We start from the raw sequence: 18,224 nt of genomic DNA on the forward strand, positions 1-18,224 counted from the left end.
CCGGTAGTTACAACGTATGTGGCAGCATGTTACGCGGTTTTCGCGCTGACAGTACTGCGCACTGGTCGCTTGACCAACTCCATCCGACAGCCAGGTGATTGGGGTTGGTTTTTGCTTTTGGACCCTGGGCGGGTGACTGCTTATGGCCAATGGTGGCGGGTTTTTACCTCTGCACTAGTGCATCTCAGCCTGACGCACTTGTTATTTAACATGCTCTTGGTTTTCTTGATTGGCCGAGAGCTAGAACGCTTCTATGGATCCTGGGTAATAGCAGGATCGATGGTGGCTGGGGTCAGCGGAGGAGCAATGTTTTGCATGTTCATGGAACCCTACTCAGCGATGGGAGGCGCTTCGACTGTCGGATTTGCATTCTGCGTGATGTTGTTAGGTCTAGCGCACTTGCGACAGCAAGACTTGGTGGCACCGTTCGCACTGATCCTCATCAACTTTGGTTATACGTTCACCACGGAGAACGTATCCGCGTGGGCGCATATTGGAGGAGCCGTCGCAGGGGCTTTTGTCTCCGCTGTACTGAGGATCAGCTATTTGAGGCACAACTCTCGAGATGAGCACGCAATTGCTGAGCGTAGTGATCGCCATATTGGTCGTCGTTTAGCGTCTCAGACTGGGGTGTTGCCGGGTGCGGGGGGTGCTGCCGGTGGACAGCCGGGTGCGGGGCTGACACCTGGAGTGCTGCCGGTGTGGATTGTCGCTCTCACCCTGACGGCCTTGGCCTTGTGGGTTGGGTTCAACGGGGTCACAACCATTTCTTTCATATAGTGGCTGATCCTTGGCACATTTTTGGAAGCTTTCCCGTATATCTTTCGGTGTTGCTGGAGTGTACCTCTGGTGCGGTGGTCAGGCAGGCTTTGGGTGATGGGGTGCATTTTGGTGAGTCTTGGAGTGGAGGGGCTGCTTATCTGAAAAGAGCCTCTGTTCTACTCCCTGATGGCCCGGTTTTTCGTCAGTCATAGGTGCATAACGTAAAAAACTCCCCACAGGTGGAGTATGGCGTGATTAAACCGCAGGTCGAGCCTTGCAAATTCCATTTTGTGGGGAGATTTTTGCGGATTGTACGGTCAAAGCTATAAGAGGAAAGCTATAGAATGCACTGGTCCCGGGGGTTTTATAACTGCTTTCATAGGCATCCATTTGCCTAGGCACCCAATGGGTAGTGTGCGTAGGCAATTCCCCAGACGCTGCTGGCAATTTTGTTTGTATCCGAGTGCTTTCAGAGGAGGCAGATCCGGAATAGCTTGGGAGAAATCTACGGCAATGTGTGAACGTTTATGTAGGTTCAGGCGTCAAATAGAACACCGGTTGGGAGGTAAATAAGAGAGTCTCGCTAGAGAGCTAGTCAGGTGAACCAGGCTATACATCCAGAGCCTATGTATCTAGACCCAGTGACTGGCCACCCAGCCCAAAAGGAGAAGACGGATGAACTGCAGTAAAGGGGAGCTGCGCAATGTGGGGGAAGTTAGACGGAGATAGTTGTTTCCTGGTATCGGCCGAGCTTGATACCAAGCAACGGTCGTGGCTATACCGCGAATTTAAGAAAGGCAACTTGGTACGCCTAGCTCCCGGAGTCTTTGTGACCCTACATGACTACCAACAAGTAACGTCACAGTCTGGCCAGAGGCAGATCATCGCCTCTCAGGTGGCGGGAGCTCGTAAAGCTATTGTTGTGGGAAGATCTGCGGCGCTGTTGCACATGCTTGCTGAGCCGTGGCCGCCAGCCCATCATGAACAGGGAATTCCTTCGGTAGAACTTGGTCGAATCGATTGTGCTGCGAAGACGCGCCATGGCCGTATCACCAGACACCCGTTCGAGTATTCACCACACGTGGTTTTTCGCCACGTCAGTACCGGAGTATGGGAACGAGCGGTGACGGTGCAAACAGAGTATGGCGAAATACTAACGGCGAGTATTCCCGATGTAGTGACTCAGCTTGCAATGTGGCATGCCAGGGACAAAGGTTTGGCTCGCGCGTGTATTGCGGCAGAGGATGCGCTCAATCGAGGGGTAATCAGCTGGCGGGAGTTTCTGCCAGAAAAACTAATGCCTGCCTTTGCCAGCCGTGCGGGGAATGTCGTTGCCAAAGAGGCTTTTAACCTCATCACTCCCTGGTCGGAAAGTCCACGGGAAACTGAGCTCAAGTTAGCTATGTGGGAAGCTGGTTTTCCACCGCCTTTCCAGCAGGTTGTGATTCGTCGGCGCGATGGAAGGTTCGTTGGGCGCGTTGATTTTCTGTTTCCGTGTGGCCTAGTTGTTGAGTACGACGGGGTGGCCAAACATACCGGATTGCTCGCGCAAGACTCGAAAGTTATGGCATCGTCAGAGATCACGAGTAATGAGTGGTTAAATGCTACGTCCGAGATCGCTCCATTGGCTCAGGAGGCGGCGAGGGTATCGATTCTTCGTGAGCGGGAGCGTGAACGCCAGATCATAGCGTTGGGTTACGAAGTTGTTCGGGTGGATCGGCATAGCTTCAGAGATGGCAGCGCTATCGAAAGCATTGGGCAGCGTCTGACATGGCTGGAGGAACACCCACGGCCGTTCATGAATGACTGGAACTGGACGGCCGCGGGGAAAGCATGGAAACAGTGTGGCGATCAGGACTGGTTGCCGGCGTAGGCATGGATCGGAACGATCTACCGTATAGGCATTCCTCGGGGGTCGGCTACTGTCGTAGATATTGATCGGAGCTGTTTGCCCACGTAGGCTTTCATTGTTTATGCGTTGCCAGCATTGAGAGGCCGATTGTCTACGAGTCGTCTCCGGGTCGCGGGTGCTGGTTCCAGCCTGGTGCCTTCAGATCACCGGTACTATTTCCAGCCCATCGTCATCAGAAGGCCGGCGATGAACAGGCCGAAGCCGATCAGGTAGTTCCATGCCCCGAGAGTCACCATGAATGGAATTGAAGGGCCTGCGATGTAGTTCACCACCAGCCATGCGAGGCCAAGGAGCATCAGCCCAAGCATGACAATGATGTACCAGCGCGGGGTAGCGGTTGCATTGAGCTTCACCGGACTACGGCGATCGACATTGCTATTGGTGCTGCTGTAAATGTCGTCGGTGTTATTGACCTTAGACTTTGGCATCTGGGTGAAACCTCATGGTTGCTGTTGGTTTGCTTACTGGTGCAGTTGGTGTTCGACGCCACGATTCATGCTGTTGGTGCACATTGTGCGTCGTTTGTACGTCGTTTTCGGGATTGTTGCGCTTGGTGTGCGTTAGCAACTGCCTTCCAACGTGCGTCTGGAAGTGGGAGGGTCGAATCCCTGGGGTTCCCAAAGAAAGTTACCTCCCAAAGAAAGTTACACCGTGGAGTCTAGCAGCCTTCAAGGAGCGCTAAAATCTATCTCTATGCGCATCCTTGTCATCGATAATTTTGACAGTTTTGTTTATAACCTGGTCCAGTACGTGGGGCAGCTGGGTTTTTCTGGGGAATCGTGCATGGTCTGGCGTAATAATGCGCCGGAGTTGGGTTCGAGCCGCGATGATTTGGTTGCTGTTCTTTCTTCCTTCGACGCCATTTTGATTTCTCCCGGACCTGGTGAACCCACGCAGGCTGGGCGGACTATGGATGTTATCGAGGTGGCGGCTGAGTTGGGCACACCGCTGTTTGGTGTGTGTCTTGGCCATCAGGCGATTGGCAAGTTCTTTGGGGGGGATGTTGTGCGTGCGGAAGAGCTGTTCCACGGTAAGACTTCTCCAGTTGAGCATGATGGTACGGGTGTGTTGGTTGGTGTGCCGAGCCCTTTTCGCGTAACTCGTTATCATTCGTTGACGGTGGATCCCCATTCTTTGCCGGAGGATTTGATTGTGACGGCGCGGAGTGATTCCGGCATGATCATGGCGATGCGCCATAGATCGTTGCCGATCCATTCTGTGCAGTTCCATCCAGAGTCGGTGATGACACAATATGGCCACCGCATGATTGCTAACTGGTTGGCGGTTGCGGGCCATCCGTTGGATGAAGAATTGGTTTCTAAGCTTGAGCAAGATCAGCTGGAGGTGACGGGAGCTATCTCTGCTACGGCGGCGATGCTCTAAGGCGCTTGTAGTATGTCAACACATGAGGAAGGTCGGCTCAATACCTAGATCTTTTTCTGAGAAAAGCTGGTTGAGAATAAATGGGGTCAATTATGCCAGGGGAGAACCGCGGGAAAATGAGCGTGACCCGGCAGAGGTGAGGGGAGACTCTGCCGGGTTTACAGTGAGTGGTTGTCTTACAACAGGGGGTCTGGCAGGAGGCTGAAGGTGTAGACGTCGATGGTGAAAGACGAATGCTTATCAGCTTTGTCCCCAGCGCGGACGGACTGTTGGGCGACTTCTTCTTGTCGGGTGATGTCCGTAGTACGGATATCCCGGCGTTGAATGTCGCTGGTATCGCCTTCCCAGCCAGCAGAGCGCAGCAGTCTTACGATGTCGTCGTATTTCTTGCCCTGAAGGCTTGGCATTACGAACTGGTTGCCCTTGGATACTTGGAGGGTAACCACACTTCCCTTCTCCAGGTCTTTACCTTGTCCAGTCTGTCCGAGAACCTTACCTTTGGCTTCTGTGGAATCCACTTCGTTGACTTGAACTTGGAACCCCGCTGATTCCAAATTTGAGCGTGCATTATCCACATCCTGGCCTACCACGACTGGTACGCGGACAAGCTCCGGCCCACTGGATACCGTGATCGTCACACGGGTGCCCTTAGAAACCTGGGATCCTTGATCAGGCGACTGCGAAAGAATCTGCCCAGCGGGAGTATCCGAGCTGGCCTCCTCACGAACCTGAGGGTTGAGCTCCAGGCCAGCTTTCTCTAGGGCTTGGCGGGCGGCGTCGGTGGTGAGGCCAGTGAGGTCAGGAACCTCGGTGATTTCCTTACCACTGGAGATGACCAGTTTGATACGGGTGCCTTTTGGAACGGTGGAACCCGGTTCAGGTTCGGTGCCGATGGCGGTATCGCGAGGGATCTGGGCATGGGTGTGCTCCGTGACGTCATATTGGAGCCCGGCTTTGCTCAGAGCCTTTTCCGCATCTGCGCGAGACAGGTTCTTCACGTTGGGAATAGTCACGTTGACATCGGCGTTGGTGGATTCTGACCCGTGGGGGTCTTTCAATACATAGTTGTAGACGGCAAAACCGCCCGCACCCAGGGCTGCGAGAATCACGAGCGTCCACAGGACTGGAGCAACGCGAGAACGTTTCTGGTCATCCTCGTAGTAGTCCTCGTCGCTGTCATCGCCATTGTGCTCGCCGTAGTTTTCGGCGGTGTTGTAATCGGCGTAGTCGCTGCCGTAGTTGTCGCCGTAGCTATCGTAGGTGTTGCCAGCTCCGGGGTAACCGTCGGCGGAGGAGCTGTACTGTGCTTCGTCGCGTCCGGTGGCTCCTTCCGCTTCGGCAGCGTGAGCAGCGCCATAACCTGCAGCGGCTCCGGCCAGACCACCAGCGCCAGCAGCGGGCATGACTGATGTAGATGTACTTTCGCTGTGATTCAGGTATTCCTGGGCAACGAGGGGAAGTTGATCCTCGCTGAGACGGCGCAGGTCAGTGGCCATCTGGGAGGCGTCATGATACCGATTTCCCGGTTTTTTGGCCATGGAAGCCAGAATGATCGAATCAATGGACAGAGCTTCGCGCTTTGACAGATGCATGCCCGGAACCGAGCTTGGTGGAACCGGATCGTCCTGTACATGCTGGAACGCCACAGAAAAAGGGGATTCGCCTTCGAATGGGGGGCGCCCAGTGGCCAGTTCGTAGAATACGCAGCCTGCGGCATAGATATCTGAGCGAGCATCAGCGGATTTGCCGCGCGCCTGCTCGGGTGAGAGGTACTGTGCTGTACCGATCACCGCTGCTGTTTGAGTCATTGCGGCGGAGGAATCCGAGAGGGCACGGGCGATGCCGAAGTCCATCACCTTCACAGATCCCGTGTTGGTGATCATGATGTTTGCCGGTTTGATATCGCGGTGAATGATGCCCGCCTCATGGCTGAAGTGAAGGGCATTAGCTACTTCGGACATCACCTTTGCGGCATCGTTGAGGCCGAGTTTGCCGTGTTCATTGATGATGTCACGCAGGGTGTCTCCGTGGACGCGCTCCATGATGATGTACGGGACGGATCCATCGGATTCTGGTGTTTCGCCGGTATCGTAAACCGCCACGATGTTCGGGTGGTTCAACTTGGCGGAGTTCTGTGCTTCGCGGCGGAAACGTTCCAGGAATGAGACATCACGCGCGAGGTCCGCGCGCATGATCTTCACAGCCACATCGCGGCCGAGTAGTTCGTCGGTCGCTGCGTACACATCGGACATTCCGCCTGTGCCGATTTTGGCGTCGAGGCGGTAGCGTCCGCCAAGCACTGTGCCACGTCGGTCCACGTGTCTGACTCCTTGTGTACGAATAGATAGAGATTATCTGTCTAACAGAATAGTCACTCTCTGAGCAATCCTGTTGGTGTTGCACAAGCTTGTGGTCGTTCGGTTAGGCATAGGCAGCTCGCCATCACCATTTCATCTGCTGTGCGGTGCATTGTTGTTGGGCGCTCGCTGTGCGGTGCAGTGTAGTTGGGTGTCTGCCCAGCGGACCTCTGCGCAACCAGCCGCTGGGGATCATTCTTCGGCTGTGATCATCTCCCCAGGAGCGCTCGTTGCAGAGGGGGTGTTGGGTGCGCCGGGCTGGTTGTGTGCAGCGGTATCGCTAGCGTTTGAGTGCGCTCCGCCGTTGTTCCCATTGCCGGGTGTTTCTATAGGTTTCGGCGCCCCCGTGGGTGGGTTGTTCGGTTCGTCGATACCTGGGTTGGTCGGCGTCTCGCTCGTTGGCTGGGAATTTGTTGGTTTAGTGGAACTGCTTGAGGGTTCGGATGATTTCTCCGAGGTTGATGTTGATTGGCGGGTGTCGGTTTCCGGTTCCTTTGTGTGAGTCTTTTGTTCTTCAGTTGTGGGCTCAGAATGGGTTGAGGTGACTCCGGTGGTGTGCTCCTGGGTCACGGATGGTTGCTCTGAATCTGGCTTGTGGTCATCTTTACTCGACGCCACCATGTACCCAACCACGCCCAGCGCCACGAGTACCAAAATCCCTAGTCCGATGAGGACACCGCGCTGGGTGTGAGAACCGCCTGGCGCTTGTTTTGCCGCAGAGTTGTTGATGGTGGAGGATGTTGTTGTACCGAGCGGCTCAGAGTTATCTCCAGACATCGCGGAGTTTCGTGGAGACGGGGACCCTGCTGGTGTGTTTTCACTGCTCGTTGTAGCGGTACCTCCTACTCCAGCCACAACTGGTGGAGCGATTGCGGAGTGTGATGATGCCGTATCTGGGGAAAGTTGCGGCCCTTGTTCGGGGGGAACGGCCGTGGTTGGATTTTGTGTCACGGCTTGGAGCTGTTCCGTGCGGGGTTGCACAGCGACGTCTTTGACTGGTACCCGATGTGGTTGCGGTGGGCGCTGGCCTCGGTGGACATATTCAGTAGCCGCAGCTAGTTCCCCGCCATTTGCGAAGCGAGCGTGTGGGTCCTTGCGCAGGCAAATACCAATGAGTTCCCGCATGGGCCCGGAGATCGTGTCGGGTAGAGCCGGTGGAGCTTCGGAAATGTGTTTGATCGCTACGGAGATGGTGGAGTCTCCGGAGAATGGGCGGTGTCCGGCAACCATCTCATACGTTACGACGCCGAGAGAGTAAATATCTGAAGCGGCCTGGACAGATTGGCCTTGCGCCTGTTCGGGGGAGACGTATTGGGCGGTGCCCACGACCATTCCGGTGCGGGTCAGGGGTACTGCTGCGGCGGCTTTGGCAATGCCGAAGTCCGTAATCTTCACTACTCCTTGAGGAGTAATTAGAAGGTTGCCTGGTTTGATATCGCGGTGAACCATGCCTGCTTCGTGGATGGTTTGGAGGCCACGGGCAACCTGGGTGGTGACATCAAGCGCGAGGGATTCCGGCAGGGTGGATTCACGGGAGAGCACGTCTGCTAGTGATTCTCCGCGGACGTATTCCATGATGATGAAGCAGAACATCGCGCCGTTGTCGCCGCGGACTTCGCCGTAGTCATAGGTGGCTACGACATTGTCGCTGTGGAATTCTTCTGAAGCTTCGGCTTCGTTGCGGAACCGCTTCCGGAATTCATCGTTTTCTGTGTATTCCGGCTTGAGAATTTTGACGGCGACGTCGCGTTCCTTGTCCTTATCCCAAGCAAGCCACACGGTCGACATGCCACCTCGGCCGATGATCCAACTCAGCTGGTAGCGGTCACCGAGGAGGCGTTGGATGCTTTCGATGTCTGTACGGTCTGGTTGAGTCACTGCTGCTCCTGTACAGCCGCATTGATTACTGCGCGGCCAATCGGTGCCGCTACTGAGCCACCGGTTGCGGCTTGGCCCACGTTACCGCCGTTTTCTACGAGTACGGCCACGGCAACATCACCGGTGAGAGAAAATGCGATGTACCAGGCGTGTGGTGCGGAATTGCGGGAATCTTCTCCGTGCTCAGCGGTGCCTGTTTTAGAAGCGATGTCGCTTTGGCCGTGTGCGTAGAGCTCGGCATCTTTCATCAGGTCGGTGAGTTGGTTGGCTATGTCCTTGCTGATGGCCGTGCCGGCTTTTTTCGGGCGGATGGTGCGCAGGGTTTTGAGATCCGCACCTGACACCTTAGAGATGAGGTGTGGTTCCATTCGTACCCCACCATTGGCGACGGTCGCTGCAATCATGGCGTTCTGTAATGGAGTCAGTGCCACGTCGCGTTGTCCGATAGCGGATTGTGCAAGGGCTGCGTTGTCGGGGATATCACCCACCCGTGAGGGTTGGACTGGGAGCCCCAGGCTATCGATGTTGTCACCGACACCAAAATCTTCCGCGGTCTTGCGGAAAATATCTATACCGTTCTTCACGGATAGTTCGGCAAAGGCAGTATTGCAGGAGCGACGGAATGCTTCGCGGAGGGTCACAGTGCCTCCACCGCCACAAGAGGAACCTCCGTAGTTCTCCAGGGTGGTGTTTGTTCCGGGCAGGGTTATCTGATTTGCTCCGGTCACGGGAGTATTAGCGTCGTCGCCCTTTTCCAAAGCAGCGGCGGTGGTGATCACCTTAAATGTGGATCCTGGGGGCTGTGTCTGCTGAGTGGAGCGGTTGAGCAGGGGGGAACCCTCGGACTGGGAATATTGTGTGAAAGCGGCCGCTGCGGCGTCACTGTCCTTTTGGACGATTTGTGAAGGGTCGAAGCTCGGCGTGGAAGCCATTGCCAGAATTTCACCTGTGGATGGTTTGATAGCCACGACAGATCCCGAGTATCCATTGTTGGCCAGTTGTTGGTAGGCAACTTGCTGGACGTTGGGTTTGAGGGTGAGTTCGATGTTTGCTCCGCGTTTTTCCTTTCCGGTCAGTTGATCCCAAATCTGTGAGGCGAATAGAGAATCATCATCGCCGGTGAGGATGCCATTTTGGCTGGATTCTAGGCCAGAGGCACCGTAGCGATCCGAAAGATAACCAAGCACGGAGCCGTAAGCTGCTGGGTTGGTGGGGTATTCGCGGTAGTACATCTCGTGGTCGCCGAGCGCCGATTCTGCGAGGATTTGTCCGCCTGCGGTGATCTGTCCACGTTTGATGGTCTTAGCCGCTAAGAACTGGCGTGAGTTAAGCGGGTTATGCGCCAGACTGTTGGTTTGAAAAGCCTGGATGTATGTGAGGTTGGCGAGAAGGATGAGTATCAAGATGAAAGAGAAGATGGTGACTGTGCGAATAGCGCGATTCATGCTTGTACTCCTCTCTGTTCGCCATAGCCGCTGAAGCCCTGGCCGGTCTGGCCTCTGTTGACGTGTGGATTCTCGTCCTCGGTGTTAGGCGCCGCAGTGTCCTTTTCCTTCTTTTTATGGCGACGCCACTTATTACCACCAGCACTGACCTCCATGACTGCGCGTGATGAGTGGGATATTCGCAGGAGAATGGCCAGCAGTATGTAGTTGGCCAGCAGCGAAGATCCACCATGAGCCAAAAATGGCGTGGTGAGACCGGTCATTGGCAGGAGACGGGAAATACCACCGGTGACCACGAAGACTTGCACTACCAGGGTCAATGACAGTCCCCCGGCTACGAGCTTTCCGTAGGAATCGCGGTTCATCATTGCTGTGTTAAAGCCGCGAGAGGCGATGATCACGTAGAGCAGTAGCACGCCGGCCAGGCCAATGAGCCCTAGTTCTTCACCGATGGCTGCGAGGATGAAGTCAGAATGTGCGACAGGTACGTTTTCCGGGTAGCCTTCGCCTAATCCGGTACCGGTAACTCCACCCCAGGACATGCCGAACAAAGCCTGGGATAGCTGGTAGCCGTTGCCGTGGAAGTTTGCCACCGGGTCTACAAAGTTAGCGACGCGGTCTTGGATCTTCGCGGAAATTTGGTACACGCCTACGGCGCCGATGATGGCCAAACCGAATCCTAGCACTAGCCATGACGCACGTCCCGTTGCGATGTACAACATGCCTAGAACAGTTCCGAAAAGCAAAAGCGCCGGACCGAAGTCGTTTTGTAGGGCCATAATGACAAGAGCCACACCCCAGACGAGGAACAGTGGTCCCATGTCGCGGAGACGGGGGAATTGTAGACCCAAAAAGCTCTTGCCCGCCACGGTAAACAGTTTGCGTTTGTTGACGAGCAATGTGGCAAAGAACAGCAGCAGCATGATCTTTGCGAACTCGCCGGGCTGGATAGAGATGGGTCCTAAGGTGATCCATACGGCTGCGTCGGCATTAAGATCGGACTTCGGCCACACGATGGGCAGGGCGGAGAGAATCAGTCCGCATAGACCCAGCAGATATGAGTAGTTTTCCAGGCTCCGATGGTCCCGCAGGAAAATCAGCACCGTCACCATCATGCCCACAGCTATGACGGTCCACATGATCTGTGAATTCGCTAGTGAAAACCCAGTGGCCAGGTCCAGACGATAAATCATCACCAGGCCAATGCCGTTGAGCAATGCGACAGCGGGAAGCATGATCTGATCAGCGTCCGGTGCCACAAAAGAAATCACTAGATGCGCGATAAGGAAAATGCCGACAAAGCCGCCGATCAGTAAAAATACGTGTCCGGTGAGCTCGTTGCCCTGGGAAATCTCCAGGGAGATGAGAGCCACCATTACAACGAGAGCAGCAAGGATTAGCAGCGCTGCTTCGGTCTTACGGCGAAATATAGCCATGCCCTACTTCACTTCCCGGCATGAGACGCCTGGCGTGGTCAGATCCTCCGGAGCTGCCGTGCGCTGTGTCTCCCTCGTGTTTTGTCCGTCTGTTTCCCGGCTGTTTTCTATCGTCGTAGCACCGCCGCTGTCAGATCTGTCGCCTGCGGAGTTCCCGTTCGCGGCATCTTTATTTGTATTCTTGGAGGCATTCTTGCCGTCCTTTGTGTCTGACTTTGTGTCGTCTTCTTTCGCAGGATTACGCGTCACGCATACCGGCAGAGTTTGTTCTGCGAGGCGATTGACCTGAGCGACCACTGCGTCGAAATTATCGTCGGGCAAGTTCTCTAAAGCCCCACGAGCTGCTGGTGTGAGATCCGATGTGGAAAACCGGTGGCAGTCACTTGATGAATGTGCTCCCAGCAACAGAACTTTCGAGTCATCAGTCAAGCACATCTCTTGGTAGAGGCTGGTCAACTGAACACCGAGAACAGGCTGAGGCATACCGTGATTAATGACGATGTCGGAATTGTCATTGGTAGTTACGTAATAGGTCGCCTGGATCTTTTGGTAGCTGATATAACCGCCGGTTCCCAATCCAGCAAGGAGCAATAACAGAATCACCAGGGCGGCTAGGAGACCTTTACCCTTTTTCTTCGATGCTCGGGATTTCTTGTGAGGGCGTTGTCTTTCTGCCGAGTCCATCCCCGTGGCATCACTGTTTGGAGAATGATGGTGTGTTTTGAGGTTTGATAATGCGGCTGCCCGGGAAGCAGGAGAATCCGGGCGCTCCTCTTCCTTGGCCTCACCAGCGACGGCACCAACCATAATGGCGGTCTGTGGAAGTTTGATATCGGAATCCGTCGGTTGGTCACTGGTGGCGTCGAACTCCACAACATCTGCGACCACTACGGTCACGTTATCTGGGCCGCCGCCGCGCAAGGCCATTTCCACAAGCTTCCGGGCGGCTTGATTCGGTGGATATCCCTTGAGTATCTCGGTGATGGTGTCTGGGCTCACAGGGTCAGATAGCCCGTCAGAGCACAGGAGATAACGGTCACCGATCTGCGCTTCAAAAGTCTCCAGCGTGGGCTCAACTGGTCGTCCCGTCAACGCCTTCAAAATTAGAGAACGCTGCGGATGACTGGACACATCCTCCTGTGCCAGCTTGCCTTGATCTACAAGAGACTGAACGAAAGTATCGTCCTTAGTGATTTGTTGCAGCACACCATCGCGCAAACGGTAACCACGGGAATCGCCGACGTGGCACATCCCCACTTTGCTGCCGCGGAATAGCAGAGCGCTGAGAGTACAACCCATCCCTGCGAGGGTTGGGTTGGCATCAACATGCATGGCGATGTTCTGATTACCCTCTTCCATCGCCGTGAGCAGCAGTGTTTCTAAGCGCTCGTGGTGCTGCGGATCCTCGATGAGTGGAGTGTCCAGAGGCTGCAGAGCCTGGATCATGAACGTAGAAGCCACCTCTCCGGCGGCGTGACCACCCATGCCATCAGCCAGGGCCAGCAACCGGGGTCCCGCGTAGGCAGAATCCTCATTATTACCGCGCACGAGACCACGATCCGAGCAGGCCGCATAGTTGAGGGTTAGGTTCTTGGTCATACGTCAAACCTCACGTTTATTTGCCCTCCATCCGGACGAGGGTCTGACCAATGCGGACTTCCATGCCCGCAGAAAGCTTTTCCGGTTGGTCAAGACGCTGGGAACCAATGTACGTGCCGTTGCGCGAATCAAGATCTTCCAAGAACCAATCTGGCCCGCGTTTGATGAGACGAGCATGGCGGCCAGAGGCGAAATCGTCTTCCAACACCAACGTGGCGCTCTGCGAACGGCCGATGGTGACCTCTTCATATCCCTCAAGTTCCAAGTGAGTGCCCATGAGAGGCCCCGAGACGAGGGTCAGCGAGGTAGGCGCCTTAGCGCGCCAAAAAGCATTGAAGCCACGGCCGCGACTTCCGTCACCATTACTGTCATCCTGAACAAAAGGAGCTGCGGCAACAACCGGCGCAGCTGACAGAAGCCCCGAAGCACGGTCGGCATCAGAACGCAGTGCGCGAATGGTCATCCAAATGAAAAACCACAGCAGCAACAGCAGGCCGACCTTGGCTACCAGCAGCAGTGTGGTCTGCACAGCAGTCAACTCCTTGCGATAGGGGTAGAAAAAAGTGGATACAACTAGTTACCCCGCTCAGCCTAGTAGACGAGCGAGACGGAGGGGAGAGTGTTCAGCGAGTACTGCCTAAAATACAAGGTGAGCGACGTGGAGAAAAACGGCTCTGTCGGCTCAGTCCCGGAACTGGACTTCAATTTCTGAATGACCCATCACAATGATGTCACCGTCTGCCAAGAGCCAGTTTTCAATAGGAGTCTCATTGACCGATGTGCCATTCGTTGACTGGAGATCAGTGAGCACGGCGTCGTATCCGTCCCACGCGATTTCAGCATGCTGACGGGAGACCCCAGTATCTGGGATGCGAAGATCTACACCATTGCCGCGGCCGATCAGATTAGACCCCTCGTGCAACACATATTTGCGGTCAGAACCATCACGCAAAATCAGTGTGACCGTAGCTCTCTGCTCATTTGGCTCACTTGAAGCGCCTGTTACTGGCTCCTCCTTATGCAGATTCTCAGCCATGACCTCCGTGCCTGGGTAGCTTACGGGGCGGTTGGAGTCTAGGTGAGTTGCCGAAGGCTGTGGGTCGCGTTCCTGGGGTTGTTCATTATCCCGCGTCCACTGGGCATCAGCTCTATCTTGTTGTGCGGGTTGCTCCTGCTGTTTGGTGTGGTGTCCTTCAGAAGCACCGGCTTCCTCCCGAGCCTCAGGCCTATGAGTTACAACGTAGTAGCCAGAACCCGGTGCTTCCCGGACGATGTTGGAGAGCCCAGAGTTGGCGTCGGAGGAATGAGAGGAGGAAGAAGGATCGGATGCGGGGGATGAGGAACGAGAGTGGGAGGAAGAGGGATTAGAATCCTGCGAACGCTCTGTAGAACGCTCCTCAGATTGCCTACGACGAGCCGGCGGCGCATTGAACATCGAATTGGCTTTGAGCTGCCCGGAGTGGAGGCTCTCATCAGAATCGATAGTAACCGTGACCGTTGCGTACGTCTGCCAGCCAGAATTGCGGATGTAGCGCTGTAGGCGGTCGCTAAGGTCGGCTTCTAGATTCTCGTGTTTGTCCAGCAGGGAATTATAGTCGCGCTTGGATACATTCACCATGAAGTGACATGGTGCCCAGCGGTGTCCGTCAGGATCCATCATTACCGAGGATTCAGCCTGCTGTTTGAGCAGTTCGTCAATCTCAGCGGGTACAACCTCGCCGCCGAAAACGCGCGCAAAGCCATTATCCAACCCGCGTTGCAGCGAGCTGTCTAATTTGCGAAACCTTCCAAACAGGTCCATTGGGTGAGCGTTCCTTTCAAAAATGGTCGAGCGGTTCTAGTAACGCTGGTGGCCTGTGGTGCGTTCTTAAGTGTGCGGCAAAGTGTGCCTTGGGCTGCCGTGAAGCTGCCATAACGCGCTTGCGCGGCAGACGCTTGGCACACGCTCGCTCACGCAAGCTGGCAGTGCGCAGACCAGGCGGACTAAAGGCCGTTGGCCGGGTTTCCCCTCGTGTACGGAAGAAGTGCGGTTTGCGCACTGTTGCACTGGGTTTGACTACCGGGGTGCGGCGGCCAGAACCCGTTGAAGGGAATGCTGCGCCCATTATAGATGTGTGGAAGACTTTTTCTGAGTTAGGCGTTAGGGGTTTGACCTGCCCTTCTGTTACTGCAGGTGCTCGTGACATCTTATGTTGCTGGTGTGGTCAGCTTGTTGTGCTCGTTTCTTGCCTATTTTTACGATGCCACCCGTATTATTTCCCTAGTTCTGCGCAGGTAGAAACGCGTTTTTGTGAGAGTAACGGGGGTGCTGCTATAGTTTCTCCTTGTCGCAAGCTGCGAAGTTGAGAAATTTTTCTCTACATTACATTCAGTAGTGACGTGTGCGACACCATGCGGATGCATGACACTCGGGCGAGTGGCGGAATGGCAGACGCGCTGGCTTCAGGTGCCAGTGTCCTTCGGGACGTGGGGGTTCAAGTCCCCCTTCGCCCACAGAAAGCGAATCACGCTTGATGACAACCGGTGGTCGTGAACTCTCTAGAGCTCATGGCCACCGGTTTGTGTTTCTGCATTACCGCGATATTTTGACGTCGTGAACGGGGTATTCACAGGAAGGGCGCTCCTGGCCAAAGTTTTCCACACGGCCTATTGAAAATTCCTGACATTTACTCAGTGCAGCCGATGGAGTGAACCTCAGTGCGTTTTTCATATTTCGGGATTTCTTCGCCTGTATAAGTAACTTCAAGCCGTGAGTACACGTCCAAGTTGTATCCGCAATTCTCTTTGTCACTAATCTTCACGCGCACTGGATAAGGCTTGGTTCTGGAACTGGCGCAGGTAGGATCACAATCGTTTACCCATGCAGTGGCTGTTGCTGTGGCCATAGGAGAGTTCCATTGATCCCAGACTAGGTTCGTGAGTACGTTGTTCTGATCAGCGCATGCCAGGCTTATTTCCTCGGGTCCTTCTAAGCCGACTACGCTCGTGCAGCCTAGGATGCCGATGGCGTCGATAGTGGTGGTTATGCCATCCGCGTACAGATTGTCGACGGATATCACTTCGCCAGTAGTCGGTAGCAGTGAAACGCGAAGGTTGTCTTGGGGACGATCAATGGTCACTACTTTGTCGTTAGACATTGCAGTGACTGCGGCTTTCGTTGCTACCTCATTACCAGGCAGATTGGCGAGCTGTGCAAATAGCTGTTTGCGTACATCACTGTCTACTCCGGGGAGTGTGAGCTTTTTGATAATGAGTCGGGCATCTGTGGCCAAAGGTTGAGCCTCAGAGGAATTTTCTTGGTACTTATACTCCTCGATGTCTCCCAGTTCAGTCCCATTCCATCGCGAGTAGCGCGTGGCTAGGTCCTTGAGCTTTGAGTTGAGCTGTACGCCAGGTTGTGTAGACGTGGTGGTTTTAGTACTGACTTTTCCTTCGGTGGTTACTCGCAGGCTAGTCACTACCTGCCCTGATTTGTCCGTGTCTACTCGGTGTTGGTATTGCGAATTTTGTGACTTGGTATCAACTATGTTTGTACGTTGCGCTGCTGCATTCCCGGCTTGCGTGAGTATTTCGGATGCAGTAGCTGATGGGGTAGTGGATTCTGGCAGTAAAGTAGGTACAGCTAGAGCCCCAGCAATGAGGATGATAGCTGCAGCAGCGGAGCCCAGGCCTAACCAGTAGGTTTTTGGTTGGTACCGCCACTTGTTTTGAGTATGTAGACGGTTTTCTTTGCGTTTGTTGCGCCGAATACGAGCTTCTTCCAATGCACTAATGCTTGAGGGTGTTTGAGGGGTTTCGGTTTCTGCGCCGTTATTGCGGGAGCTGGTTACAGAGACATCGCTGTCGGTGCTGGAAGTGGCGAAGATTTTGGCAAGGACGGCATCGCGCCGGGCAATGTCCGCACTGTTGAGAGATTCGTCGATTACCGGGTTGGCTTTACGAAGTGCGTTGAGTGCGCGGCGTTCGGCATCGGAGGAGCTTGTGGAGTTGCCTTTGTTAGTGTGAGTCATCGTGCGCCTTTGTTGCTGTTTGTGTGCTTGCTTTTATGTGCTTCTTCGACGCCATTGAGCGCCACTGAAAGCCGTGCCCGGGCTCTATGGAGTCTCACTCGGGCAGCGGAGGTACCGATATCCAGTGCCTCGGCCAGCTCGGCGGAATCCAGACCCTCCCATGCGTGGAGAGTGAGAATTTCCTGATCAGCAGGTGCGAGGGTGGAAAGCGCCTGTCGGATGTCAAGTGTTGTGTTGACAAGAGCTGTTTCGTCAGGGGCGGCGAAAGTGGATTCACTAGTTTGGGTTACGTCAGTGAGGAATTCTGAACGCAGGTACGTGGAGTCATCGGTGTCAGTTCTGAGACTCGTCTGCGTATGTTCGGATCGCCGGTAGTACTCCAACAAAACGTTGCGGGCAACACCGTAAAGCCAGGCGAGTTGGTGATGTGCGTGAAAGAGCTGTGAGCGCGAGTTCCAAGCACGTACAAAAACTTCTGCTGTGAGGTCGGCCGCGGCGTCGATATCGCTACGGCGCCGCATGTATGCCAATACTTTGGGATAGGCCTGGGTATACGTCCGCGTGAAAGTGCGCTGATCGTCCGTAGATTGGGTGCTCACGTTAGGTAACTCTGTGTGGCTTTGGGGATCGTTAGATGTGAGGGCTTGCTAGTTGTCTCATGGGGATCATCCTTGATAGCGAAAACCAACAGCGTGGGGTGGTCCATGAATAAGAATTTCAGTATGTACGGGTAGGGGGTTATTTTTTGGCAGCGAGATCCAATAATTCTTGGTCTCCAGCGCCATGTTCGTTATAACCGTTGAGAGTAACAGTGCCGCTCTCACCTGAAATGCATGTCACGGTGATGGTGTTAGGTTTACCCTCTTTAGCTGGATGGATCTGGTTTGGCAGTGTGATAGACCCCACGAGAGCTGGTAGGTCAGCAGCAGGCCCCATCTTTCCTTCGACGCCGAAAGAACTGGTGATTTGAGCGCGAAGATCGCCTTGGTGGCAGGGTGAGTAGACCGTCAATTCGCTATTTGGCTTAACAAGCCCATCAACCGCCACTTTCACTGTCGAGGAGTGGTTGACGTCTGAGCTAGTTTTTGCAGTGTTGCTGGGTTCAGCCTGCGGAGAATGTGCAGGATCTTCAACTTGTGCATTGGTCATGATGGTCACCCCGAGGATTGCTGCTGCAGTAGCTAAACCCACGCCGGTGAAGGTTGTTGCAATTCGAGTATTGGTCTTGCTCATGACGATTCCTTCCGTGGAAATAAAATGCTGGTGTCACTCTGTATGTGACAGAATTCGCTGCCGTGTTACAGGGGGACAAGAATTTTTCGGATAAGAGTGATTGTCTGTCGGTGCATGCGTAAGTACGTGAGGGGTGGATCAGATCTCGATGAGGACCGCAAAAAAGGATCATGCTAGAGAGTTTCGTTAGACGATAGGTGATAGTGAAT

Annotated in this window: 14 protein-coding genes and 1 tRNA gene; 4 read left to right on the forward strand and 11 right to left on the reverse strand. The window is 54.6% G+C overall.

All coding sequences use genetic code 11. The features are described 5' to 3' along the window. Positions 1-18: 18 nt before the first annotated feature. Entirely contained in the window at positions 19-780 is a 762-nt protein-coding gene (locus GP473_RS00130) for a rhomboid family intramembrane serine protease (protein ID WP_186276912.1), read from the forward strand. 685 nt (positions 781-1,465) lie between these two features. Next, on the forward strand, positions 1,466-2,635 hold the full coding sequence (locus GP473_RS00135) for a hypothetical protein (RefSeq protein WP_186276913.1): 1,170 nt from the start codon (positions 1,466-1,468) through the stop codon (positions 2,633-2,635). 191 nt (positions 2,636-2,826) lie between these two features. On the opposite strand, the gene crgA is transcribed toward GP473_RS00135, so the two are convergent. Next, on the reverse strand, positions 2,827-3,102 hold the full coding sequence (gene crgA, locus GP473_RS00140) for a cell division protein CrgA (protein ID WP_185770598.1): 276 nt from the start codon (positions 3,100-3,102) through the stop codon (positions 2,827-2,829). Positions 3,103-3,367: 265 nt separating this feature from the next. On the opposite strand from crgA, the gene GP473_RS00145 reads away from it, so the two are divergent. After that, positions 3,368-4,057 carry a glutamine amidotransferase-related protein gene (locus GP473_RS00145; RefSeq protein WP_186276914.1) on the forward strand — a complete coding sequence of 230 codons (690 nt, stop codon included), beginning with the start codon at positions 3,368-3,370 and terminating at the stop codon, positions 4,055-4,057. Positions 4,058-4,233: 176 nt separating this feature from the next. Here the strand turns inward: GP473_RS00145 and pknB are convergent, their stop codons facing one another. From pknB to GP473_RS00180, 7 genes are all read right to left on the reverse strand, one after another. Then, positions 4,234-6,375, reverse strand: coding sequence for a Stk1 family PASTA domain-containing Ser/Thr kinase (gene pknB / locus GP473_RS00150; protein ID WP_185770600.1), 2,142 nt, complete (start codon positions 6,373-6,375; stop codon positions 4,234-4,236). A gap of 231 nt (positions 6,376-6,606) precedes the next feature. After that, on the reverse strand, positions 6,607-8,292 hold the full coding sequence (locus GP473_RS00155; RefSeq protein ID WP_246394804.1) for a serine/threonine-protein kinase: 1,686 nt from the start codon (positions 8,290-8,292) through the stop codon (positions 6,607-6,609). Then, positions 8,289-9,737: a penicillin-binding transpeptidase domain-containing protein gene (locus GP473_RS00160; RefSeq protein ID WP_185770601.1), complete on the reverse strand. Its 1,449-nt coding sequence runs from the start codon at positions 9,735-9,737 to the stop codon at positions 8,289-8,291. The genes GP473_RS00155 and GP473_RS00160 overlap by 4 nt, the downstream gene beginning before the upstream one ends. Continuing rightward, entirely contained in the window at positions 9,734-11,173 is a 1,440-nt protein-coding gene (locus GP473_RS00165) for an FtsW/RodA/SpoVE family cell cycle protein (protein WP_186276915.1), read from the reverse strand. The genes GP473_RS00160 and GP473_RS00165 overlap by 4 nt, the downstream gene beginning before the upstream one ends. Positions 11,174-11,176: 3 nt before the next feature. After that, entirely contained in the window at positions 11,177-12,772 is a 1,596-nt protein-coding gene (locus GP473_RS00170) for a PP2C family protein-serine/threonine phosphatase (RefSeq protein ID WP_186276916.1), read from the reverse strand. Positions 12,773-12,788: 16 nt separating this feature from the next. Continuing rightward, on the reverse strand, positions 12,789-13,301 hold the full coding sequence (locus GP473_RS00175; protein WP_185770604.1) for an FHA domain-containing protein FhaB/FipA: 513 nt from the start codon (positions 13,299-13,301) through the stop codon (positions 12,789-12,791). Positions 13,302-13,454: 153 nt separating this feature from the next. Further along, positions 13,455-14,573 carry an FHA domain-containing protein gene (locus GP473_RS00180; RefSeq protein ID WP_186276917.1) on the reverse strand — a complete coding sequence of 373 codons (1,119 nt, stop codon included), beginning with the start codon at positions 14,571-14,573 and terminating at the stop codon, positions 13,455-13,457. A 609-nt stretch (positions 14,574-15,182) separates the two neighbouring features. Here GP473_RS00180 and GP473_RS00185 point away from each other — a divergent pair. Next, positions 15,183-15,265, forward strand: a tRNA-Leu gene (locus GP473_RS00185). A gap of 173 nt (positions 15,266-15,438) precedes the next feature. Here the strand turns inward: GP473_RS00185 and GP473_RS00190 are convergent. The 3 genes from GP473_RS00190 to GP473_RS00200 form a co-directional block, all read right to left on the reverse strand. Next, positions 15,439-16,782: a hypothetical protein gene (locus GP473_RS00190; RefSeq protein WP_186276918.1), complete on the reverse strand. Its 1,344-nt coding sequence runs from the start codon at positions 16,780-16,782 to the stop codon at positions 15,439-15,441. Beyond that, entirely contained in the window at positions 16,779-17,381 is a 603-nt protein-coding gene (locus GP473_RS00195; RefSeq protein ID WP_186276919.1) for an RNA polymerase sigma factor, read from the reverse strand. Before GP473_RS00195 ends, GP473_RS00190 begins: the two co-directional genes overlap by 4 nt. A gap of 139 nt (positions 17,382-17,520) precedes the next feature. Then, complete coding sequence (locus GP473_RS00200; RefSeq protein WP_186276920.1) at positions 17,521-18,015, reverse strand: hypothetical protein; 495 nt, start codon at positions 18,013-18,015, stop codon at positions 17,521-17,523. Between the last annotated feature and the right edge of the window lie 209 nt (positions 18,016-18,224).

The organism is Corynebacterium anserum (assembly GCF_014262665.1).
In the GTDB taxonomy this organism is placed as follows: Bacteria; Actinomycetota; Actinomycetes; order Mycobacteriales; family Mycobacteriaceae; genus Corynebacterium; species Corynebacterium anserum.